At 41.8% G+C, this 22,987-nt stretch carries 22 protein-coding genes and 1 pseudogene; 12 read left to right on the forward strand and 11 right to left on the reverse strand.

The features are described from left to right. Positions 1-43: 43 nt before the first annotated feature. The 7 genes from hisF to hisG form a co-directional block, all read right to left on the reverse strand. The gene (gene hisF, locus H5114_RS17645; protein WP_124018130.1) at positions 44-817 is read right to left on the reverse strand and encodes an imidazole glycerol phosphate synthase subunit HisF; all 774 of its coding nucleotides are present in this window, start codon (positions 815-817) and stop codon (positions 44-46) included. Next, positions 799-1,536 carry a 1-(5-phosphoribosyl)-5-[(5-phosphoribosylamino)methylideneamino]imidazole-4-carboxamide isomerase gene (hisA, locus tag H5114_RS17650; RefSeq protein ID WP_182723648.1) on the reverse strand — a complete coding sequence of 246 codons (738 nt, stop codon included), beginning with the start codon at positions 1,534-1,536 and terminating at the stop codon, positions 799-801. The genes hisF and hisA overlap by 19 nt, the downstream gene beginning before the upstream one ends. After that, the gene (gene hisH / locus H5114_RS17655) at positions 1,533-2,183 is read right to left on the reverse strand and encodes an imidazole glycerol phosphate synthase subunit HisH (protein ID WP_182723649.1); all 651 of its coding nucleotides are present in this window, start codon (positions 2,181-2,183) and stop codon (positions 1,533-1,535) included. Before hisH ends, hisA begins: the two co-directional genes overlap by 4 nt. A 9-nt stretch (positions 2,184-2,192) precedes the next feature. Continuing rightward, positions 2,193-3,260, reverse strand: coding sequence for a bifunctional histidinol-phosphatase/imidazoleglycerol-phosphate dehydratase HisB (hisB, locus tag H5114_RS17660; RefSeq protein ID WP_124018133.1), 1,068 nt, complete (start codon positions 3,258-3,260; stop codon positions 2,193-2,195). Between the two features lie 121 nt (positions 3,261-3,381). Then, a complete protein-coding gene (gene hisC / locus H5114_RS17665) occupies positions 3,382-4,455 on the reverse strand; it encodes a histidinol-phosphate transaminase (RefSeq protein WP_182723650.1) in 1,074 nt (357 codons plus the stop codon). A gap of 72 nt (positions 4,456-4,527) precedes the next feature. After that, entirely contained in the window at positions 4,528-5,814 is a 1,287-nt protein-coding gene (gene hisD / locus H5114_RS17670) for a histidinol dehydrogenase (RefSeq protein WP_182723651.1), read from the reverse strand. Between the two features lie 5 nt (positions 5,815-5,819). Next, positions 5,820-6,719, reverse strand: a complete 900-nt coding sequence (gene hisG, locus H5114_RS17675) for an ATP phosphoribosyltransferase (RefSeq protein ID WP_124018136.1) — start codon at positions 6,717-6,719, stop codon at positions 5,820-5,822. Positions 6,720-7,578: 859 nt separating this feature from the next. Between hisG and H5114_RS17680 the strand changes: the two genes are divergently transcribed. After that, positions 7,579-8,448 carry a diguanylate cyclase domain-containing protein gene (locus H5114_RS17680; protein WP_182723652.1) on the forward strand — a complete coding sequence of 290 codons (870 nt, stop codon included), beginning with the start codon at positions 7,579-7,581 and terminating at the stop codon, positions 8,446-8,448. 213 nt (positions 8,449-8,661) lie between these two features. Here H5114_RS17680 and H5114_RS17685 read toward each other — a convergent pair whose 3' ends face one another. Beyond that, positions 8,662-10,005, reverse strand: a complete 1,344-nt coding sequence (locus H5114_RS17685) for a hypothetical protein (protein ID WP_182723653.1) — start codon at positions 10,003-10,005, stop codon at positions 8,662-8,664. 185 nt (positions 10,006-10,190) lie between these two features. On the opposite strand from H5114_RS17685, the gene H5114_RS17690 reads away from it, so the two are divergent. From H5114_RS17690 to rnd, 11 genes and pseudogenes are all read left to right on the forward strand, one after another. Further along, a complete protein-coding gene (locus H5114_RS17690) occupies positions 10,191-10,559 on the forward strand; it encodes a Fis family transcriptional regulator (protein WP_182698535.1) in 369 nt (122 codons plus the stop codon). A gap of 213 nt (positions 10,560-10,772) precedes the next feature. Further along, positions 10,773-11,783, forward strand: a pseudogene (locus H5114_RS17695) (permease). 25 nt (positions 11,784-11,808) lie between these two features. Then, entirely contained in the window at positions 11,809-12,039 is a 231-nt protein-coding gene (locus tag H5114_RS17700) for a thioredoxin family protein (protein ID WP_182723654.1), read from the forward strand. Between the two features lie 397 nt (positions 12,040-12,436). Next, positions 12,437-14,362 (forward strand): ATP-dependent DNA helicase, encoded by a 1,926-nt coding sequence (locus H5114_RS17705; RefSeq protein WP_182723655.1) that lies wholly within the window; start codon positions 12,437-12,439, stop codon positions 14,360-14,362. A 74-nt stretch (positions 14,363-14,436) separates the two neighbouring features. Then, the gene (gene tsaB / locus H5114_RS17710) at positions 14,437-15,138 is read left to right on the forward strand and encodes a tRNA (adenosine(37)-N6)-threonylcarbamoyltransferase complex dimerization subunit type 1 TsaB (RefSeq protein WP_182723656.1); all 702 of its coding nucleotides are present in this window, start codon (positions 14,437-14,439) and stop codon (positions 15,136-15,138) included. 59 nt (positions 15,139-15,197) lie between these two features. Further along, positions 15,198-15,527, forward strand: a complete 330-nt coding sequence (locus tag H5114_RS17715; protein ID WP_182723657.1) for a hypothetical protein — start codon at positions 15,198-15,200, stop codon at positions 15,525-15,527. Further along, on the forward strand, positions 15,520-16,197 hold the full coding sequence (locus H5114_RS17720) for a M50 family metallopeptidase (RefSeq protein WP_182723658.1): 678 nt from the start codon (positions 15,520-15,522) through the stop codon (positions 16,195-16,197). Before H5114_RS17715 ends, H5114_RS17720 begins: the two co-directional genes overlap by 8 nt. Next, positions 16,194-17,057 carry a class I SAM-dependent methyltransferase gene (locus tag H5114_RS17725; RefSeq protein ID WP_124018146.1) on the forward strand — a complete coding sequence of 288 codons (864 nt, stop codon included), beginning with the start codon at positions 16,194-16,196 and terminating at the stop codon, positions 17,055-17,057. Before H5114_RS17720 ends, H5114_RS17725 begins: the two co-directional genes overlap by 4 nt. A 21-nt stretch (positions 17,058-17,078) precedes the next feature. Further along, entirely contained in the window at positions 17,079-17,972 is an 894-nt protein-coding gene (locus tag H5114_RS17730; RefSeq protein WP_182723659.1) for an alpha/beta fold hydrolase, read from the forward strand. Between the two features lie 198 nt (positions 17,973-18,170). After that, positions 18,171-19,844 (forward strand): long-chain-fatty-acid--CoA ligase FadD, encoded by a 1,674-nt coding sequence (gene fadD, locus H5114_RS17735; RefSeq protein WP_182698541.1) that lies wholly within the window; start codon positions 18,171-18,173, stop codon positions 19,842-19,844. A gap of 90 nt (positions 19,845-19,934) precedes the next feature. Continuing rightward, positions 19,935-21,047 carry a ribonuclease D gene (gene rnd, locus H5114_RS17740; protein ID WP_182723660.1) on the forward strand — a complete coding sequence of 371 codons (1,113 nt, stop codon included), beginning with the start codon at positions 19,935-19,937 and terminating at the stop codon, positions 21,045-21,047. A 91-nt stretch (positions 21,048-21,138) separates the two neighbouring features. On the opposite strand, the gene minE is transcribed toward rnd, so the two are convergent. Genes minE through minC form a run of 3 tightly spaced genes read right to left on the reverse strand, consistent with a single transcriptional unit; the run spans position 21,139 to position 22,904 of the window. Continuing rightward, a complete protein-coding gene (gene minE / locus H5114_RS17745; protein ID WP_124018150.1) occupies positions 21,139-21,399 on the reverse strand; it encodes a cell division topological specificity factor MinE in 261 nt (86 codons plus the stop codon). A 2-nt stretch (positions 21,400-21,401) separates the two neighbouring features. Beyond that, entirely contained in the window at positions 21,402-22,211 is an 810-nt protein-coding gene (minD, locus tag H5114_RS17750) for a septum site-determining protein MinD (protein ID WP_124018151.1), read from the reverse strand. A 27-nt stretch (positions 22,212-22,238) separates the two neighbouring features. Then, complete coding sequence (gene minC / locus H5114_RS17755) at positions 22,239-22,904, reverse strand: septum site-determining protein MinC (protein WP_182723661.1); 666 nt, start codon at positions 22,902-22,904, stop codon at positions 22,239-22,241. Positions 22,905-22,987 lie beyond the last annotated feature (83 nt).

Genomic DNA, 22,987 nt, shown 5'->3' on the forward strand with positions numbered 1-22,987 from the left:
TCTTTTTGGGTGAGGCTATGTTTAGTCTCGTAAAAATCTAAGCTTATAAACGAATCGCGATGTTATTGGTGTGCAAGTATCTTTTTAACTCACCAATATCAATGATGCCTTTATGAAACACACTTGCTGCTAATGCGGCGTCAACTTTGGCAAGTTCAAACACTTGTTTAAAGTGCTCCATAGTGCCTGCACCACCAGAAGCAATTAACGGCACATCGCAAATAGCGCGTACCATGCTAAGTTGTTTGATGTCATAACCACCGCGCACGCCATCTTGGTTCATGACGTTCAATACAATCTCGCCACAACCGCGCTTTTGTACTTCTTCAACCCAATCCTGAGTATACCATTGAGTGTCTTTGGTCGCTGCTTCATCGCCGGTAAACTGTTTTACTTTGTAACTGTCAGTTGCAGCATCATAAAATGAGTCAATGCCGATAACGATACACTGGCGGCCAAACTCATCTTGTAGGCGTGATATCAAACTCGGGTCGCTTAATGCTGGCGAGTTAATTGATATTTTATCCGCACCAAAAGCGAGTTTTTCGCGTGCTTGCTCGATGGTTTTAATTCCACCGGCGACGCAAAACGGAATATCAATTTGTTCAGCAACGCGGCTTACCCAGGATTTATCGATAACCCGGTCGTGTGCACTGGCTGTAATGTCATAAAACACTAACTCATCAGCGCCTTCTTCGGCATAACGCGCGGCGAGGGGAACGATATCACCGACAATTTCGTGGTTGCGAAACTGTATACCTTTAACCACTTTACCTTCGCGAACGTCAAGACACGGAACTATGCGTTTGGCCAGCATTGTATTGCCTCCTCGACGGTAAATTGATTAATCAATAAAGCTTTGCCGATAATAATACCTGATGCTTTACTGTCGCGGACTGCGGCAACGTTATCGAGCGTAGCAATGCCACCAGAGGCTTGCCAAAGGATAGTAGGGTAAGTCGCGGCAAGTTCAGTGTAGAGCTGCGTATTGGCGCCAGTTAAGGTGCCATCACGGCTGATATCAGTCACCAAAGCATGCTTAAGGCCGACGGTTTCAAATTCAGCCACTAACGACTCTAATGACTTACCACCCCCCGACTGCCAACCCGATACCGCGACAATTTTTTCGCCGTTATCGTTGATGTTAACGTCCAGAGCCAAACAAATGGCTTCACTGCCGTATTTTACAAACCAGCTTTTCACCAGCTCAGGCTCTTTAACCGCAAGTGATCCAATGACTACACGCTTAACACCGATAGCTAATAATTCTGTTACTTGCGCTTCAGTTCGAATACCGCCGCCGACTTGAATATCAACATCAAGCCCTGCAGCAAGTTCAGCGATTAATTGGGTTTGGCGTTTATTAGGATCTTTTGCACCGGTTAAGTCGACGATATGCAGCAGTTTTGCCCCTTGGGCTTGATAAGACTGCAATTGTGCCAGAGGGCTTAAGTCAAAGGTGGTTTGCTTGTCATAGTCACCTTGGTACAAACGCACCACTTGGCCGTCAATTAGATCAATGGCAGGAATAATCACTGTGGTGTCCCCATGTTTAAGAAGTTCTGCAAAATTTGTGCGCCCACTTTGGCACTTTTTTCTGGGTGGAATTGCACCCCAAAAAAATTACCTTTACCAATGGCGGCACTGAATGACTCGCCATAAGTGCTACTGGCTAGGGTGTATTCACTGATTGGCGCACGGTAGCTGTGAACAAAATACACGTAGCTGCCATTTTCAATGCCGACAAATAATGGGTGATCACTCAGCTCAATTTGATTCCAGCCCATGTGCGGCAGGGGCATACCCTTGCTGTCCAAGTCACCAATATCAGTCGGCACTAAGCCTAAACAGGTGATATTTTGTTCGCTACGACCACCATGTTCATTAGACAATGATGCCAGCATTTGCATGCCTAAACATACGCCCATAACAGGTTGCGTTAAGCTTTTAATCAGCTCAATTAGGTGTTTTTGTTTTAAGGCGTCCATGGCCGCACCAGCGGTGCCAACACCTGGCAGTACCACTCTTGCTGCGCTGCGGATCACATCAAAGTCAGCGCTGACTAAGACATTGGCGTTAAGGCGCTCAAAAGCAAACCGTACAGAGCTTAAATTGGCACAGCCGGTATCAATAATCACGGTAAGATCATTGGTAGCGTTTGAAGCGTTCGATACTTGTGTCACATGAACTCCTTACAGCACACCTTTGCTTGATGGCAGTATGTCACCTTCTACTTTCACCGCTTGGCGAAGCGTACGGCCTAACACTTTAAACAGTGCTTCTACTTTGTGGTGATCGTTATCGCCTTGCGAACCAATGTGTAAGGTGCAACGTAGGCCATCAGCGAATGAGCGGAAAAAGTGTGGCACCATCTCGATAGCCATTTCACCGACCATTTCACGATCAAAGTCAGCATTGAACTTTATGAATGGGCGACCAGAAATGTCCATTAGGCACTCGCCGCTGGCTTCATCCATAGGTAAGCTGAACCCAAAACGAGCGATACCGCGCTTGTCGCCAAGGGCCTGACGAATCGCGTCGCCAATGGCCAGTGCGGTATCTTCTACACTGTGGTGGTCGTCAATTTCTAGGTCGCCGTCAACATGCACGTCCATTTTAAAGTTACCGTGGGTTTGAATTTGATCCAGCATGTGGTCAAAAAAGCCAATTCCGGTTTCAATCTTTCCCTTGCTTTGATTATCTAAGTCGATGGTCACTTTGATGTTGGTTTCTTTGGTGGTACGCACTACTGTTGCCACGCGACCTTTACTTAATAAAGCACTGGTTATAGCGTCCCAGTCGAGTGTTTGACGATTGTATTTAAAGCTTTTAATGCCCATTGCATTGGCAAGTTCAACGTCGGTCTCACGATCGCCAATCACTGCTGAAGTGGTAAAATCTACTTTGCCTTGGGTTAAGTAGTCTTTTACTAAGCCTAGTTTAGGTTTACGGCAGCTGCAGTTTTCATCATTAAAGTGTGGACAGATAACCACATCGTCAAATACCACACCTTGGCTTGCAAAAATTTGCATCATCATGTCGTGCGGGGCATCAAAGTCTTCTTTTGGAAACGAAGGAGTGCCCAAACCGTCTTGGTTGCTGACCATCACCAAGCGAAAACCGGCTTTTTGCAATTTAAGTAACGCTGGGATCACTTGTGGTTCAAACACTAATTTTGCCAAACTATCGAGCTGCTTGTCGATGGCAGGCTCTTCCACTAATGTACCATCGCGATCGATGAATAATATGTTCTGTTTCATGTTCAATGCCTTAAATAGGGTGTAATTTTATTTGTTTTAATCTGTTGGTTTTATCTATTCAATTTGATCTATGTGTTTTTCAATAGGCTAATCACTGTGCTTATTGAAACGGCTTTAACTTCTATGCTAATGACTCTGACACCGCTTTTTCAAACAAAGCGATAATCAAATTGGTTTGTTGTTCATTGGTAAAGCTAAAGCGAATTGCATCAGCAAGGCGTGGATCTTTGTATGCACGGGCAACCACGCCGGAATCACTTAATCGTTTGGCTGCAGCGCTAACATCGTCAAATTTTGCTAACACATAGTTACCATTAGCAGGCAGTACTGTAGCGCCATAGGCGGTTAACGCAACGCTTAAGCGTTGGCCTTGTTCAATTAAACTGGCGACTTGAGTTCGCATAGTATCGATGCCAGCGGGACTTAAGGCGCTTACCGCAAGTTCAGATACTGGCAAAGGTACTGGATACGGTGCGATAACTCGCATCACTAAATCGATAATGGCATCACTCGCAAGCATAAAGCCACATCGAGCACCAGCTAAGGCAAATGCTTTTGATAAGGTACGCAACACCACAAGGTTAGGGTACTGATCAAGTAAATCAGCCACGCTGTAGTCTGGGCAAAATTCAATATAAGCTTCGTCGACCACTACAATCGAGTTTGGCGCCGCTTGAATGGCTTGTTCAATCTTGTCTTTAGCAAGTACGGTGCCGGTTGGATTATTGGGATTACAAATAAACACTACTTTTGCATTGCCTATTTGGGTTGGCCACGCGTCCGGTAACTGATAGTTGTCGGTTAAACTTAGCGCTGTGACAGCCACATTAAAGGTTGCGGCACTAATTGAATACATGCCATAAGTCGGTCCAAAGCAAGCAATACTGTCGACGCCAGGGATACAAAAGGTGCGAATGAGTAATTCAATCGCTTCATCAGCGCCACGACTGGCAATTATGTTACTGGCTTTCACACCTGAATAACTGCTGTAAGCATTGATGAGTTCAGGTGGCTGGCATTCTGGATAACGGTTCACTTTATCAAGGTCGCTATTATTAAATGGCGATTCATTGGCATTGATCCAAATATCACCTCTACCGCCAATACGTCTGGCACTTTGATAAGGTGTTAACGTGAGTAATTCGGGTCTGGCCAAGGTGTTTGGATCAAAAGTCGCTACTTGGGTCTGGCTCATGGCTATGCTCTCTACTTTCAACTCTAATAAGGTGTTAACTGAACACGACAGATTTTGCTCTAGGCTTAACAGTTAAATACTGGCTAAACGGATTGCGATAGCATTTTTATGTGCATCTAAAAGCTCATTCTCTGCTAATACCATGACACTTTTCCCCAAGGTTTGTAATCCCTGCTGACTGAGTTCTTGCACTGTAAAGCGGCGACTAAAATCGGCTAATGACAAGCTAGATACCGAACGGCTGTAACCATAGGTCGGTAACACGTGGTTGGTGCCACTGGCATAATCGCCAACCGATTCAGGGGTGAATGCGCCTAAAAACACAGAACCCGCACCGCGAATTTGCTGTAGTACTTCCCGAGGTGCAGCCGTTTGAATAATCAAATGCTCCGGGCCATACAAGTTAGACACTTTAGCGGCCGCATCCATATCACTGACAATGATACTTCTGCTGCATTTAAGCGCTTCTGCGGCGATGTCTTTACGGCTCAATGGTGCTAATTGCTCAATTAATGCTTGGTTGACTTGCTCTGCCAGTGCTAATGAATCGGTCACTAGCATCACTTGCGAGTCAACACCATGTTCTGCTTGCGACAATAAATCTGATGCTACAAAAGCAGGATTAGCATCTTTGTCAGCAATCACGAGTACTTCAGAAGGACCCGCTGGCATATCAATTGATACGCTAATACGGCTGTCTTGTGACACTAAGCGTTTCGCCTCAGTCACGTAACGATTACCCGGACCAAATATTTTATCAACGTTTGGTACGGATTCTGTTCCAAAAGCCAGTGCTGCTATGGCTTGCGCGCCGCCAACTTGGAAAATATCGGTAATGCCGCAAACATTGGCTGCATAAATAATTGCATCATTAATTGGTGGAGGGCTGACTAATACGCGTTTGCCACAACCGGCTATTCTTGCCGGTAAGGCTAGCATCATGACCGTTGAGATTAATGGTGCCGTACCGCCTGGAATATATAAGCCAACACGCTCGATAGGCTCGCTTCTGAGTTCACAACGAATTCCTGCTTGAGTTTCAATATCTACACCCTGAAACACTTGCGCCTTATGAAAGGTTTCAATGTTGTTGACCGCTTGTGCAACTGCTTGCTTAACGTCGTCACCCACTCGTGCACATGCTGCAGCAATGGCGTCAGTTGATAACGCTAATTCTGTTAGCTCAACACCGTCAAATTGTTTGTTATAAGCCAATAATGCGCTATCACCTTGAGCGTTAACTTGCTCAATAATGTTGCGAACACCTTGCTCAACACTTGCGTCACCCACTAATGGAGAGCGCGCTAAGGTTTGTCGTTGCTGTTCGGTAGATAAAGAAGCCCAATCGAGAATTTGCATTTGTGTTACCCCATCATTTTTTCAATAGGCATGACCAGAATTGAGCTTGCACCTAGCGCAGTTAATTCTTCCATTGTGTCCCAGAATAAATCTTCAGTACTTACAACGTGAATTGCCACCCGATTAGTGTCGTCATTTAGTGGTAATACGGTTGGGTTTTCAGCTCCAGGGAGTAGGGCAACGATTTGATCTAAGGTTTCAATTGGCGCGTGCAATAAGATGTATTTACTTTCGCGAGCACGGATAACGCCATTAACACGCGATAGGATTTTATTGATTAGTGCTTGTTTTTCAGTTGATTGAGTTGTATTAGATTGGATGATGCACGCCATTGAACGGTAAATCACTTCAGTTTCATACAAGCCATTCGCTTCAAGGGTGGCACCTGTAGAGACTAAATCACAAATACCGTCTGACAATCCTGCTCGTGGCGCTACTTCAACCGATCCCTTTAGCATACAATCGCTGTAGTTAATGCCTTTTTCTTGCATAAAACGGCGCAGTAAATTCGGGTAAGAGGTTGCAATGCGTAAGCCTTCAAGTGAGTTGGCATCTTTGTATTCAAACTCATTGGGTACAGCTAATGATAGACGGCATGAACCGAAATCTAACTCACGTAATTTAGTGCATTCAGCAGGCTTGTTTGCGAGTTGACGCTCAATTTGCTCTTCTTCAAGAACGTTCTCACCGATAATACCTAAGTCAACAACACCATCCATTACTAGGCCTGGAATATCATCATCACGAACGCGTAATAAATCGATTGGCATATTGTCTGCGTGTGCAATCAAGCGTTGCTCATTTACATTAAATTTAACCCCACAGCTTTTTAGTAACTGTTGAGACTCTTTTGATAAACGGCCTGATTTCTGGATGGCGATACGTAAACGTTTTGACTCACTCATGTGATACTTCCTTATGTATTAAATATAAAATTCTGTAAATTTAAAAGCTTAAATAAAAATATAAATTTAGAAAAACAAAAAACCCCTGAAATTCCTTCCAGGGGTTTATGTGAAATTTTGTTCACCACCAGAAGGATAACATCCTTCGGCAGTAAGCATCCGAAGGCTACCGCATATGGTGATGATGGTGGAATGTAGTCACTTGGATGTTCATATTAATTACTCTTTAAGTATGCTTGCTGTAATGGTTGTTATTGACTATCAATTAACCATTACGTTTACATTAATTATTCGCTAAAAACTATACGATTAAACTTAACCGTATTTATAACAGTTTGCAATAGTCAATAAACATAAAATGCGATTTACAGGTCAAAATTTTTGCATAAGTTATAAGTTTAATGTCAAGTTACCTAAATAAACCAATAACAAGATATTTATTGGTTATTAATAAAGCGATATGAGTTTATTTGTTCACCGTTAGGACAGCAGTCAGCCAAATTTACAGGATGGTGTTATCTTCGGGTTAACTTTTTTGTAACCATTGAGTCGTTGATTATCTAATGATACTAAATACTATGTTGTATTAATTTTACTCATTTAATACATCGGAAAGGTCATAAGCTGATGGTAAAATAGGTCAAAATTGGAGTGAAAAGTGAATATTGTTAATGGTTTATTTGTTTTTTATTGAATCGATACACTATACTTTGTTGCTAATATGGCTTCACACATTACACTCCTTTAATGGGTGTCATTAAAGGATATTCATTAAAGTCATTGAGTATATTTAACTAAGCTCATAATATTACATATTGCTTTATTAGTGATAAAACAACGTTCTCGGGGTATGCATTGTATGAAGACCATTGACCTAGCTGCGCTTAGGGAAGTTATGGATTTAATGCTTGATGCTGTTTGTGTAGTGGATAAAAGTGGTTGTTTTGTATTTGTGAGTGCAGCGTTTGAAGATATATTTGGCTATGCACCAGCTGAAGTCATCAATAAACCAATGATAGATTTTGTTTATCCTGATGATGGACTAAAAACACTTAAAGTTGTTGAAACACTGATGAGCGGAGTGCATCAGCGGCGTTTTGAAAATCGTTGGGTCCGCAAAGATGGCAACATAGTTGATATTCTGTGGTCAGCAAGGTGGTCAGAAGATCATCAGTTGAGGATTGCGATTGCTCACGACATCACTGAGCGCAAAAAAATGGAACAACAACTTCATTACATTGCAGGACATGATCCATTAACAGAATTGCCCAATAGAGCATTGTTATTTGAACGCTTGCAAACGTCATTAGGGTTAGCGCGTCGTGAGGGAGCATCTTTATCATTACTGTTTATTGATATTGATGGGTTTAAGCATGTCAATGACAGTTATGGCCATTTGGTTGGTGACAAACTGTTAAAGAGTATAGCTCAACGTTTACGCCATTGTGTTCGTAAATCGGATACGGTTGGACGCTTTGGCGGCGATGAGTTTTTAGTTGTACTAAACTGTATTAATTCTCTAGAGAAAGTGCTTGTTATTGCTGAAAACATTCGTTCTGAACTCGATAAACCTTATCGGTTTGATGATCTCGTTCTGCAGCTATCCCCTAGTATTGGTATGGCACGTTATCCTGATGATGGTGATGATGAACAGCAATTGATTCAACATGCAGATAAGGCTATGTATAGTGCTAAAAATGCGGGTGGAAATAGAGTCAATGTCAGTTGATATAGTGCTAACTCAGCTGGTTACTTAGCCTATATTGTCAGTTTAAATCATACCCTTTTTAAGCAAAAAACCGCATCTAACCCGCATCCTCTCTCAGCACACCTAGTGTTTAATCTGTTTTGTTTATCATGAATTGATAACAGCATACTGATATTGTTAAATTATCACATAGAGTCACTCAGCAAGTCATGGAGGCCATCTCATAATGGGCATTTATGGATAAATAATATTTGACGATGTCAGCTGTAATTGTATTTGAGTGCTGATTTCACCTTTTTGACTGGCCGTTAGTTGGCTTGAGTTATCAATGGCTGCCAGCGCCGATCGCTTATCAAATCCACTCCACACAGTAATAGTATTTATAATCGATTCTAGTCGTGTTGCGGGGTCATTAATGAGTTCGGCTACATTAAACGCTTGCTGCGGATCTGTTTGGTTCAGCTGAGCTGAACGTTGATTTAATGCAATATCTTTGTTGTTATCAGACAATGGATTAATCAATTGTAAAAAATCGTTTTCAGAATATTCTACTAGGGCATAGCTAGCGTTAATAATAATATCGCGTTGCACTCTAGCCTCGTAGTTATCAAGTCTGGCTAACATCATGTTAGGTTCAACACTGGCGATTTCTGCTAGGGCGCTATTGAAATAGTCTTGGTTTAAATTGTAGCTTTGTTTTTGATTATTTAAAAAAATCAACGCGGCCTCTGGATCGGTTTCTGCCATTTTGCGTGAAATAATGAAAACGCCACTGGCGCGTTGTTCAACTGCAATGCCGTCCAACCAATCAACAGCTTCTTGAATATTCTTTTCAACTAGCTGATATACCATCGAGGTAATCAGATAATTTGTCGACTCATTCAATGGTAACGATGCAATAAGATTTGCAGCCTCATTAGGTGATTGTTCAATGTAATAATACATAGTATTTAAGTACATTTTTAAGGTCGATTGTGTTTCAGGTTGTAACTTTAACCATTCAAATGCCCCTATTGCATCTGAGCTTGCCCATGAATCGACAATCGACATCATTATCGATGACTTCATCGGCTCTACTGCTAATAAATCAATCTCGTTTAACGCCTGCTGTGGATTAACGGTCGCTAGACCGCGCAAATAACTGTCGAGTAATGATTCGTATAGCTCAGTGGATTTTTGGTGTTCTAACCATGAGATCACGTTCGAAAATTGCATTTTCCCAGCGATTTCTAAAATTAAACCGTATAAGTCTTCGTGTTGCGTTTCTTGGGCAACGAGCAATGCTTCAAGGGGATCTTGTTCAGCCAATTGCATGATACGAAAAATCGACATGTAAGGTGTTTCATCGCTGTTTAATGACGCCTTAAAAGCATCGCGGTCTAGAGAGTTTTGCGAAGGATAATTTACTGAATGCAAGGCTAGTTTCTCTGCCGATAGCGAATTTAGCGTGTTGGTTTGTGGAGTTTGAGTCAACTCCTCTGTGGTTTTAGTTGTGTCTATGACATCACTCGGCCAGATCAGTGGATAACTGATAAACCCGATACACCAACTTATTACCACCACGATTAACCATTTCATTACTGCTTTTCCTTAAGCTTACTGTGTTTGCTCGATTCACTCTCATTTAGGTTACGTTATTATGATGCTGTTAATATTGCAATAAATTGTTCCGCCACAGATATGATAGAATGACTGTTAACTGACTAACTTTTATATTGAATTAATCATTAGTATCTAGACTATGTGGCCCCAAGCGAGTATTTATGCGTAAAAATGACAAAAAAAGAGACAATCAAATAAGGCTAGGGTTAACGGCCGTATGCGAACATGCATTAAATGCCTATCCTGGTTTTGCGTGGATTACCCATATTGTTGACTATGATTTGTATCCTAAGAGCCTTCAGATAGTGTGTATATTTGATACTGAAACACAACTAAGACAATGTAGCCAAAATGGTGATAAAGCCGCATTATTAGACTTAATTAAGTGTACTTTAGCTAAAGATGGCATTGAGTTTAAAAATATTAATCAACATGTTAGCTTCGATACAGAAACCGCCTGTGAGCAGCAACATAAGGGAAACTGGGCATTGCGATTAAATGAAAGAAAGCATAGTGCTAGCTTACACTAATTGATTGTGTCTGCTGCTTTTTATCTGTTAGCACACCTTATAAGATGATGTTGCATATCATTCATTGATTGAATTAAGATTTTCCATTTCAACATTTCCCGTATTAGCTTGTTTAAGTTTATTTCTACTATCCGCAAAAGCGAGATCTAGCGCTTATATCGCCTGAGTAAAAGCCGTTATCCTAATATCAAGTAAATTTGGGGTTACCGACTTATGTTTCAGGTCTTTTCAGATTTTGTCTCTTGGCTTGTTTACAGTGTATTGGGATTGTCTCCAGAGACAAAACTCGGCGATGCCCTGCATTTTTTTGCTGAAGATGTGACTAAAATTTTTGCTTTGTTATTGGTGATGATTTATCTCATTGCTTTAATGCGAGCATCGTTAAATGTTGAGCGAGTCAGAGATTATTTAGCCGGCAAGCACAGAGGGCTAGGGTACCTAATGGGATCGGGTTTTGGTGTGGTAACGCCATTTTGTTCTTGCTCGAGTATTCCGGTATTTTTAGGCTTTACCTCTGCGGGGATCCCATTGGGGATCACCATGAGCTTTTTGATTACCTCACCTTTAATCAACGAAGTGGCGATATTGCTGTTAATGAGCCTCTTAGGGCTTAAGTTTACCTTGTTATATATCGCTGTTGGCATGAGTGTCGGTATGCTGGGCGGCTTGTTTCTTGACAGCATTAAGGCTGAGCGTTGGTTACAATCATTTGCAGCAGAAGCGTTAAAACGTGGTCAGCAGAAGGCTGGCAATACAGTTGATGATAGTGCCAATGTGCAAGCCATGTCGTTAAGCCAAAGGCATCAATTTGCCAAAACTGAGATGCTAGATATATTTGGCTGAGTGTGGAAATGGGTCATTATTGGTGTGGGCTTGGGCGCCGCATTACACGGCTTTGTCCCAGACGGCTGGATTGCCGCGCATTTGGGTGACGGACAATGGTGGTCTGTTCCTGCTGCTGTGTTACTCGGTATTCCGTTATATTCGAATGCGACCGGAGTTATTCCGGTCATGGAAAGCCTGATTGTTAATGGTTTGCCAATAGGCACCACATTGGCATTTTGTATGAGCACGGTGGCTGCCAGTTTTCCTGAGTTTATTTTGCTAAAGCAAGTCATGCAATGGCGATTGCTCGTCATCCTATTTTGTTTACTGTTGGTTGCATTCACCTTAGTGGGGTGGATATTTAATGGGGTTGCACCGTTTCTATTGTCTGCTAATTAATTAGGCTAGTCGCAAGGAGTAAAAAATGAAAATCATTAAAGTCTTAGGTTCTGGTTGTAAAAAATGCCTTGAAACTGCGGAACTTGTTCAAGCGGTTGCGGATGAAAAAGGGGTCACGATAACAATCGAAAAAGTCACCGATATGGCGCTAATTATGGCTTATGAGGTGATGAGTACACCAGCAGTGGTGATTGATGAAAAAGTGGTCCACAAAGGCAGTAAACCCACCAAGGAGCAAGTGGCAATGTGGATATAGAAGATATGTTTTACGGATGATTTTGTGATGCCTGATATATTGTCATTTGACTTATTCGGTCAAAATCGGCAGAAAAAGTCACGAGCATAAGTGTTAAACGCAAGGTTACCAATGAAAAAGTGGTATTTGAATTCACCCCTGAACACCACATTCAAAACCAGTTCTCTGAATTACTAAAAAATAAACTTTTGATTATATTTTATACGAGTCAAGAAATGCTGAGTCACGCTGGTGGCCAGCATTTTTGTTTCTGGTCTAAATTTAGTCAAATCATCGATATTGTTTATACAACTGCCTTTACAACTTTTGGCGATAAACAGTTGGAACATGGAGCGGTTATAAGCATAATAGCGCAAACCACATCACATCAGCATTAGCGCGATAATTTGAGGATGCTTTGAGCTCTACATTGACCCAATCTGTAATCCATGAGTTTAGCGAGCGTGGTGCGTTAGCCAAACATGTACACAATTATCATAATCGCCAAACTCAAACTGATATGGCTGTTGCGGTAAGCGATGCTATTGCTAAAAAGCATAATCTCATTTTAGAAGCGGGCACAGGCGTAGGAAAAACCTTCGCGTATTTAATTCCAGCCTTGCTCAGTGGCAAACAAGTGGTGGTGAGTACCGGCAGTAAAAATCTACAAGAACAGTTATTCCTCAAAGATTTACCAGCATTGTTAACCATGCTCGATATCCATGTGCCTGTTGCATTACTTAAGGGGCGTAATAATTACTTATGCCATTTACGCCTTGAAAAACAGATGCAAATGGCCAGCCAATTAAGCGAATATTATATTGATGATTTGCTTAAGATTAACCAATGGGCACATTTAAGCAAAGATGGTGACATAGGCAATTTAACCTCGGTGGCAGAGCATTCTGACGTTATTCCTAGTGTTGTTAGCACCAAAGAAACCTGTACGGGTAAAAAATGTGACCATTATGACGTGTGCTTTACCCGTAAAGCGCGGATTAGGGCGATGGAGGCCAAAGTGGTGGTGGTCAATCATCATTTATTTTTTGCCGACCGATTACTCAAAGACACCGGATTTGCCGAGTTACTGCCAGATCCTGATGTGGTCATTTTTGATGAAGCCCATTTAGTGCCAGATATTTGCATTAACTATTTTGGTAGTCATATATCCAGCCGCGAAATTGATCTGTTATTAAATGGCATCATCAAAATTCACAAAGAGGTGATCCGCGACAGCATTCAACTAGAGCAATTGTCGCAACGTGGTTTGTTAGCGTTAAGTGATTGGCATAATGCCATGTACGACAGTCAAGTATCTGATTGGCGAAAAGTACTTGCCAATAAACACTTAGCGACAGTGTCGTGGGCATTACAGCAAGCGTTGACTGATCTGGCCAATTCTATGCGCCATCATCTTGGTCGCGATGATCAACTCGATTTAGCGTTCGAGCAATTGTATGAATTGTCTCAAAAGCTGCAAGATTATTTTGAATGTAAAGATATTCAAGCAGCTTACAGTGTTGAACTAGGTCCGCGTTTTATCATGTTAAGACTTAGTCCTATCAATGTCGCTAAACAATGCCAACAATTATTTGATGCCAATACTCGGTGGATTTTTACCTCGGCAACCTTGCAGGTGAACCGCAGTCTGGCTCACTTTGCGACTGAGCTAGGATTATCATCGGCACAACAAATTATTTTAGATAGCCCGTTTGATTATCCTAATCAGGCAGTATTTTGTGTGCCACGTCATTTAGGTAAAGTGGGGCAGTCGCAGCATACGGTTAAACAACTGGTTGATGTATGTGTTCAAGCAATCAATGCTGCGCAAGGCCGCACGTTTATCTTGTTTACTAGCCATCAAATGCTCGAGCAAGTTGCATCGGCATTGCAAGGTAAAGTGGCTTATCCTTTATTGGTACAAGGCCAAGCGAGTAAACAAAGTTTGTTAAATAAATTTAGACAGTTAGGTAATGCCGTTTTGCTCGGTACCAGCAGCTTTTGGGAAGGGGTCGATGTTCGAGGTAAATTATTAAGCTGCGTGATTATTGATAAGCTGCCGTTTGTGTCACCAGATGATGCCTTATACAAAGCCCGTGCCGCCAATGCCGAGCGTCAGGGACTTGACCCCTTTAGCCATATTTCTTTGCCGCAAGCAGTCATTAGTTTAAAGCAGGGAGTCGGGCGGCTTATTCGCGATGAAAAAGATCGCGGGGTACTTATCTTGTGCGATAACCGCATTGTTAATCGGGCTTACGGGCAAGCTTTTATTAATTCTCTGCCACCAATGCAGCGTACACGTGACTTAGACCGTGCATTACAATTTTTAAAACAAATTCCTTAAGCTTTTTAAAACGGTGCGCATCAGTTATCATATTAAGTCTAATTTGATGCTTTTTTACTGGGTAACCCATCATAATGCCAAAGCCGTTAACCATCCTCGCTCTTGATACTTGCACCGAAACTTGCTCTGCTGCGTTAACCACCAATGGTAAGGTGTTTGCACTTATTGCCGATGCTCCTCGTGAACACAGCCAACGTTTATTGCCTATGGTTGATGATGTATTGGCCCAAGCCCAAGTGACATTGGCCGATGTGGACATGATTGCCTATGGCCGTGGCCCTGGTAGTTTTACCGGTATTCGTATTTGTACCAGTATGACGCAAGGTTTAGCGTTAGGCCTTGATTTACCCGTTATTGGTATTTCAACGTTAGCCGCAATGGCTCAGTTAGCAATATCACAACACAATGCCTGCCAAGTTCTATGTTGTATTGATGCCCGCATGAACGAAGTCTATTGGGGCCAATACATTGCCAAAGACGGCATAGCGACATTAGTGGGTGAAGAACACGTTAGCGTACCAGAGGCAATTGAATTAATACTCGATACCCAGCAAAGTATTAGTGTATGCGGTACCGGTTTTGAAGCTTATCCAGAGTTACTCAATATTGCGCCAAACATGACACTATGTGCAGAAGCGACTTATCCAGATGCGAAAGCCATGTTAATTCTGGCGCAGCACGGGTACCAACATGGATTACAGACCAGTGTTGATGAACTGGCACCAGTGTACCTTCGAGATACCGTTACATGGAAAAAACTTCCTGGTCGAGAATAGCCATTAAAGGTAATTTGACATAGAGTATATGATACAAGTATGGGTAAATGGTGTCGTTAATGGCGATAAATGCAGCATTATCAATGGCAAATAATCAATCAGGTCCAATAACCCTGAGTCAAGCTGTTGCTGGTAATCGGCCTATTACGGCGGCCATTGAGCCTATTGTTGTTAATGTCTCTGCTTCCGAGCAACAAATTCAAGGCATTGAAGCGCGCAATATGGCCATAGTTGATGATTCAACTTTGTCGGCTAAACAGCAAGCTCGGGTTGAATATGACCGTGATACTTACAGTCAACGGGGGGCTATCGCGGAATATTTATCAACACAGCATTCTGCTAAAAGAGATGAAATTCAACAAATGGTTGGTATTGATTTATATGCCTAATGTTCCGTTGTCTGCAACACCCAGTCGCAGCCGTTTTATGATTGAATTACTGCTAGCTTTCCTACTGACTCGATTTCCTTATATCTCTATCCCTTTTAAATGGTTTGAAAGCTACTTTCACGAGTTATCTCACGGTATCGCAACGTTATTGACTGGTAGCTCTGTGAGTCATATTCAATTATTTCCAAATGGCGCGGGCTTTTGTTTTAGTCAAGGTGGTAGCAGTATACTTATTGCCTACGCTGGTTATTTTGGTGCGGCGCTATGGGGATACTCAATATTTCTGATGGCAACCCAAAAGCAAACGATTAGATTTACCTTAACCTTGTTAGCCCTCACTGTGGCTGCGTCATTACTTTTTTGGGCGCGTGATGTATTAACGATCATTATTCTTAGCGTATTAATAATACTTTTTTTGTTACCACTTAAATTAAAAAATAGTAGTCTGCTAAACACCTTACTGCGTATATTAGGCCTAATGATTATCCTTAATGCCATGGCTAGTCCTATGGTGTTATTGGGGTTAAGTGGTCAAGGCGATGCGGTGATGTTAGCTAAAATGACTTGGCTACCCGCATGGTTATGGGTGATAACATGGCTTGCATTCAGTGGGTTTATGTTATGGCTCTGTTGGCGTAAAGTTGATCGAAAAAAGGGAGTGTCAAAATGAAACGTAACATGATGTTAGGGGCCTTAATTGGCTTATCAAGTTTAGGTATGTCAACGGTAATATACGCTGCGGATAGTGTTGACGAGAAATCCGTTACTGCGCCGCAGGTCAATGCTGCGCTCGCCAAAGCTGTGGCCAGTGAGTTTCGGTCGACTAAAAATAAACTGCGCGATCAATATCGTCATCCAGCAGAAACATTAGCATTTTTTGGTGTAAAACCTGATCAGACTGTGATTGAGTTATGGCCAGGTGGGGGGTGGTATGCTGAAATTCTTGCGCCTTATTTAGCCGCTGATGGCCAATATGTTGCTGCCAATTTCGAAACAAAACCCACTGAAGATAATCGCCAAACAGCGTATTATAAATCTGCGGGGATGAAGTTTGAGCAATGGGTCAGTGAAAATAAAGCCAGTGTGGGCAATGTTCAGTTTGTTACTCTCGATCCACCGGCTAAATTGTCATTAGGTAAAGATAACTCGGCAGATTATGTATTAACGTTCCGGAATTTGCACAATTGGGCCATGAAAGGCGAGTTAGAAGGTGTGTTTAAAGCCGCCCATGATGTATTAAAGGTTGGTGGCACACTCGGCGTTGTTGAACACCGAGCCAATGTCGATATGGCTGCTGAAAGTGGTTATATGGAACAAAACCAAATGGTTGAACTTGCTAATAAATATGGTTTTAAATTAGCGGCTAGCTCTGAAATAAACGCTAATCCTAAAGATACAAAGGATTACGACAAAGGTGTGTGGACATTACCCCCAAGTTTGGCCAAGGGCGATCAGGATAAGCAAAAGTACCTTGATATTGGTGAAAGTGATCGCATGACACTTAAGTTTACCAAAACAGCAGCTCAATAATTTTTGCAAAGTGAGTCAACAATGTTGAATGTTAACGTAGAAGAAATTCAATTGCCGTTGGCTCATATTACGCTTGCTGCAAAACGTTATGGTCATGCTGACAAGCCAGTAATATTAGCTTTACATGGCTGGCTTGATAACGCTGACAGTTTTGTTCCGCTAGCGCATGCCTTTGCACAGCAAAAATTATTCGATAAATTTCAACTAGTATGTATTGATTGGCCTGGGCATGGATTATCAGATCATCGCCCGGGTAGTTATCCATTACATTGGGTTGATTATATTTATGACCTGCAAGCCGTCATCCATACACTTTCACAAGATACTGGTCCTATTATTTTATTGGGGCATTCTCTTGGCGGCATAATTGCGTCGGCTTATAATGCCTGTCTTGCTGAAAATATTCATAAACTCATATTAATTGAAGCGCTTGCCCCTTTATCTGAGTCTGCTTCTAAAGCCAAAGATCGCCTGCGTAGAGGTTTGCTGCAACAACAACGTTTTAATCGCCAAGTAACCAGAGACTCTTCGACTTATTCTTCTATGGATTTGGCGGTACAAGCCCGCCATAAACTGACCGGATTAGCCATTCCATGGTGTGAGCTTATTACTAAGCGAAATATGGCAATAACAGATGGGCAGTATCATTGGCGAAGTGACCCTAGATTAAAATTAGACTCACTTAATCGATTTAGTTTTGAGCAGGTTGATGCACTGATGAGCACTAGTAATACGTCTACTTTACTCATGGTTGGTCAGGATGGATACAAACACCTAACCGCCTCAACAGAACAGGCTAATAAATGGTTTTCTAATATTGAAATCATTCAGTTAAGTGGAGATCATCACCTCCATATGGGTAATGCTTATACCGTCGCTGAATCGATTGGAGCATTTATTCTAAATAGGCAGTAGCACTGGCTGAAATCGCTGTTATTTTTGTTTTATTTATGTGACTATAGTCGAAAATTAAAACACTTGTATGATTTAGGTCACTACGAGCATCATAATAAAGCCTGCGATAACAATATTAATGATACGTGGGCAATAAAATATTTTACCACTGACGGGGAATGCACGTCTTAGCACAGTGGGTATTATTAGGAGACACCTGTGGACCAGCCTTGGATTAATAACTTACCTGAACATGTTCCGGCCGAAATCGACCCATCTCAATTCAGTTCTTTAGTCGATATGTTTGAAGATTCAGTAGCAAAATATGCTGATCAGCCTGCGTTTATTAATATGGGCGCGACCATTACGTACCGAAAACTCGAAGAACGAAGTCGAGCATTTGCAGCCTACTTACAAAATGAATTACATTTAAAAAAAGGCGACCGTGTCGCCCTTATGATGCCAAATTTACTGCAATATCCTATTGCTCTGTTTGGTATTTTGCGCGCTGGTATGGTGGTGGTTAATGTCAATCCACTTTATACCCCACGGGAATTAAAGCATCAATTGGTTGATTCTGGCTCTAAAGCTATCGTCGTGGTGTCAAACTTTGCTAACACCTTAGAAGAGATTGTTGATCAAACACCGATTGAGTCGGTGATTATTACCAATCTTGGCGATCAACTCAGTGCTCCGAAACGCACACTAGTTAATTTTGTGGTTAAATACATCAAAAGATTGGTACCAAAATACCATTTACCACATGCATTATCGTTTCGTGATTCGCTCTCTAAAGGTCGACGCCTACAGTACATTAAGGCCGATATTGGTGGCGAGGATTTGGCTTTTTTACAGTACACCGGTGGCACGACTGGGGTCTCTAAAGGTGCCATGTTAAGCCATAAAAACGTGGTCAGTAACGTTTTGCAGGCCAGTGGTGCTTATTCTCCAGCCCTTGATGATGGTGCAGAGTTTGTCGTGACAGCATTGCCTCTGTACCATATTTTTGCCCTAACAGTGAATTGTTTACTGTTTTTACATAAAGGCAGCAAAAATTTATTGATCACCAATCCTCGTGACATTCCTGCTTTTGTTGCTGAGATGAAAAAGTATCCGTTTACTGTCTTAACCGGTGTTAATACCTTATTCAATGCTTTGGTTAATAATGAAGAATTTACTCAACTTGATTTTTCTGGTTTAAAATTGTCTATTGGCGGTGGTATGGCGGTGCAGCGTGCGGTCGCGGATAAATGGCAAAACCTTACTAAGACACGCTTACTCGAAGGTTATGGTTTAACTGAAGCTTCACCATTAGTTACATGCTGCCCATATAACCTCAGTGGGTATAATGGTTCTATTGGTTTTCCTGCACCATCGACCACGATTCAAATTAGAGATGAAGATTCAAAAGTATTAGCTCAGGGTGAAACCGGCGAGTTATTTGCTAAAGGTCCGCAAGTCATGCAGGGATATTGGCAACGTCCGGAAGAAACTGCCACTGTGATTGATAAAGATGGTTGGTTAGCGACTGGCGATATTGGCTATATGGATGAAAAAGGTTTCTTTTTCATTGTGGATCGCAAAAAAGACATGATTTTAGTGTCTGGTTTTAACGTGTTCCCAAATGAAGTGGAAGAGGTTGTCGCGTTACATCCCAAGGTTATTGAAGTCGCTGCGGTTGGCGTTCCTAATGATGCCAGCGGTGAATTAGTGAAGATTTTTGTGGTCGCAAAAGACAAGTCACTTACAGAAGAAGAATTGATTAAGCATTGTCGTCATCATTTAACGGGATATAAAATTCCTAAACTGGTAGAATTTAGGGACGAATTACCGAAAACCAATGTGGGTAAAATTTTACGCCGACAACTTCGAGATGAAGTTAACAAAGCATAAAATGATAGCCGGCAACTGAGCCGGCTTTTTTATACTTGGCAATTCTCAGTTTATGACCATTACTCACATCCCTTTTTAGCGGAGCCTATTTTGTTAACGTTTGAATATATCAGCGATGATGCCAGTTTGTTGTCATTAGTTGAACAATACCAACACAGCGCCTTATTGGTGCTTGATACTGAGTTTGTCCGTACTCGAACCTATTATGCTAAATTAGGCCTCATCCAAGCTTATGATGGTAAAACCCTAGCATTAATTGATCCGGTTGCGATTAAAGACTTAAGCCCATTTTGGCAGCTATTAACTGACCCCAATATTGTTAAGTTAGTGCATTCATGTAGCGAAGATCTTGAGGTATTTGCTCATTATGGCGAATGCCAACCTAGCCCATTATTTGACAGCCAAATTGCGGCTAGTTTTGCGGGCCTAGGTCATGGTTTAGGTTATGCCAAACTTGTAGATGCATGCTTGCAAGTTGAAATTGATAAGGGTGAATCACGAACCGATTGGATGAATCGTCCATTGTCTGATTCACAATTGCAGTATGCTGCTAATGATGTATTTTATTTGTATAAATTATATCCTCAGTTACAACAGAAGCTTGTAGCAGAAAATCGTCTCGAATGGCTGTTTGAAGAAGGTCAGCGTATGACCGAGGGACGTTTGTCACTGCCAGAAGGTGACAGTGTTTACCTTAAAGTTAAAAATGCCTTTCAGTTATCAAGTCAGCAGTTAGCCTACTTAAAGGTATTGGCTAAGTGGCGATTGACTAAAGCGGTGAGCCGTAATCTTGCGCTTGGCTTTGTGGTCAAGGACCATGCATTAATTGCATTGGCCAAAAAGCAGCCCACAACATTGTCTGAGCTCAACAGTTTAAATGATTTAACTGATCAAGAAAAACGCATACACGGTAAAGATTTATTAGCGGTAATGGCGACTGCAGATTTAACAGATCTACCTGAAGAGGTAGATGTTGTGGCACTAAAGTCTGGTTATAAATCGGCTTTCAAAGAAGTTAAAACGATATTAACTGAGCTATGTGAGCGTGAAAACGTCGCATTAGAATTTGTTGGTTCGAAGCGCCATATTCACGAGTTTTTGCTCTGGTTGTATCACAATAAACAAACACCAACACCATTACTCTTTGTGGGGTGGCGCGGCCAATTGGTCGGTGATTTACTTGCGCAAGTTAAGTTTAATTAATTCAATAGCGTCATTAAACGAAAAAGGATACCGGCAGCAATGCCAGTATCCTTTTTGTTATATTAAGTCAGTCAATCTAAAAAGATGAGCGTTACTTAGTGTCCGGTAAGGTGACGTTAAGTTCTAGTACAGATAAGTTGTCATCATTTTGGTCTAACTGCACAGAGACTTGGTCATCTGATATTTGCACATATTTACGGATCACTTCGATGATTTCTTGTTTCATCTTTGGGAAGTAATCCGGTGCACCACGTTCTCCACGCTGATGAGCCACAATAATTTGTAATCGCTCTTTTGCCAATGACGCGGTATTGGGCTTTTTACTGCTTCTAAAATAATCAAGTATCGACATAATTAGCTCCCAAATATCCTTTTAAGGAATCCCTTTTTTTCTTCTGTAATAAATCGAATTGGTATATCGTCGCCTAATAAACGCGCAACGGTATCGCCGTAAGCCAAGCCTGCATCGCTTTCTTGGTCAATAATCACAGGTACACCTGAGTTTGACGCCTTCAATACCGACTGAGATTCAGGGATAACCCCCAGCAATTCAATAGCAAGAATATCCTGCACATCTTCAACACTGAGCATTTCACCTGTTTTAACTCTGGCCGGCGAGTAGCGAGTTAATAGTAAATATTCTTTGATAGGTTCCAAAGTCAATTCAGCTCGACGCGAGCGACTCTGCAGCATGCCCAAAATACGGTCTGAATCACGTACTGAGCTTACTTCTGGATTGGTGGTGACAATGGCAATATCGGCAAAGTAAAGTGCCATCATTGCACCTTGTTCAATACCCGCTGGTGAATCACACACAATAAAGTCGAAATCTTTGGCTAAATTTTCAAGGACTCGGCCGACGCCTTCTTTGGTCAGCGCGTCTTTATCCCGTGTTTGAGAAGCGGGTAAGATAAATAATTTGTCGCAGCGTTTATCTTTAATTAATGCTTGATTCAAATTGGCTTCACCATTGATGACATTAACAAAATCGTATACGACCCTGCGCTCACAACCCATAATCAGATCAAGATTGCGTAAACCAATGTCAAAGTCGATAACGACTGTTTTGTGTCCTTTTAAAGCCAATCCGGTGGCAATTGCTGCACTGGATGTTGTTTTTCCCACACCACCTTTACCTGATGTGACAACAATAATTTGCGCCATTTATATTTATATCCTTGTGTTTGCCGATTATTGGGGCAATGTTTCAACAGTAAGGGATGCGCCCTCAAGGCGAATACAACCTCTTTGGCTTAAGTCGTATTGTTGCAAGTGTTCAGTCAACCAATACTGTCCAGCAATCGATACTAATTCTGCTTCTAACGAGTTAGCGATAATCACACTTTGATTATCTCCCGCTGCACCCGCCATGGCTTTACCACGAAGAGCACCATATATATGAATGCTACCATCAGCAATGACTTCAGCGCCATTACCAACTGCACCAAAAATGATTAAATCAGCGTTTTGTGCGTATATTTGTTGTCCAGAGCGCACATTTTGCTTAACAATTTTAGTTGCTCGTTCAGGAAGTTCTGCTTTACGCGCTTGTTTGCCAGACTTTACCACTGCAATCCCCATGTGTTTTGCTTGTTCAACTTGCTCTGGGGTGGCGTCGGTAATGCCGACAATAATAAGGTTACGGTCAATCAATAATTGTTTTAGGGCATTAAAATCAATTTGGATATGCTGAATGGCTGATAAATTTAATACCAATGGTGCGCCCAAAAAAAACTGCGGCGCTTGTGCCAGCTTGTTGTCTAATTCAGCAGCAATAATATCGAGATCGTGATGATTAATATGCAGCACTGATAATGTAAAAGACGTAGCCTTTAATTCGAGATTTTGTTTAGCCATCCCGGCGTGATTCTCCATACTTCAGCGATAAACTGATTTACAATTATTTTTTGTGTCACCATGTTATAGTGTGCTTAGTTGAC

This window comes from Shewanella sp. SR43-8 (genome assembly GCF_014163775.1).
GTDB classification, from domain to species: domain Bacteria; phylum Pseudomonadota; class Gammaproteobacteria; order Enterobacterales; family Shewanellaceae; genus Shewanella; species Shewanella vesiculosa.